1 protein-coding gene is annotated in these 844 nt (G+C 46.2%); it reads left to right on the forward strand.

Annotated features, from left to right (window positions below):
- A partial coding sequence (locus tag DWW13_RS18580; RefSeq protein WP_118720842.1) for an IS256 family transposase occupies nucleotides 1-780 on the forward strand: 780 nt, incomplete at its 5' end.
- Nucleotides 781-844: the final 64 nt, after the last annotated feature.

Below are 844 nucleotides of genomic sequence, written 5' to 3' on the forward strand. Positions count from 1 at the left end.
GATAAGATCCTGCCACAGATCGAAGACTGGCAGAACCGGCCGTTGGACGAAGTCTATCCCATTCTCTACATTGACGCAATTCACTATTCCGTAAGAGATAATGGTGTGATCCGAAAGCTTGCAGCTTACGTGATTCTTGGAATCAACACGGAAGGAAAGAAAGAGGTTCTGACCATCAGCGTTGGCGACAACGAAAGCGCAAAATACTGGCTTTCCGTTATGAACGAACTGAAAAACCGGGGTGTCAAAGATGTATTAATCATCTGTGCAGATGGTTTAACCGGCATCAAAGAAGCAATCGCTGCTGCTTTTCCAAAAACCGAGTATCAGCGCTGTATCGTACACCAGGTAAGAAACACACTGAAATATGTCCCTGACAAGGACAGAAAAGCATTTGCAGCGGATCTGAAGACCATTTATCAGGCCGCAGATGAAAAGAAAGCGCTGGCAGCCTTAGATCGTGTAACTGAAAAATGGTCTCCCAAATATCCGAATTCCATGAAACGCTGGAAGGATAACTGGGATGCCATCTCTCCAATTTTCAAGTTTTCAACGACGGTCAGAACGGTGATTTATACCACCAATGCGATTGAATCCCTGAATTCCACCTACCGGAAGCTGAATCGGCAGAGAAGCGTATTCCCAAGCGATACGGCCCTTTTAAAAGCGCTGTACCTGGCCACTTTTGAGGCTACGAAAAAATGGACCAGTACGATTCGAAACTGGGCGCAGGTATATGGCGAACTGAGTATTATGTACGAAGGTCGTCTTCCAGAATAACGAGTAAACCGACGATCAAGACAGGCGGAAAACCGCCTGCTCTTGACATGCCATTCAACAACTG

The sequence above is a fragment of the Blautia sp. AF14-40 genome (assembly GCF_003479665.1).
GTDB classification, from domain to species: Bacteria; Bacillota; Clostridia; order Lachnospirales; family Lachnospiraceae; genus Fusicatenibacter; species Fusicatenibacter saccharivorans.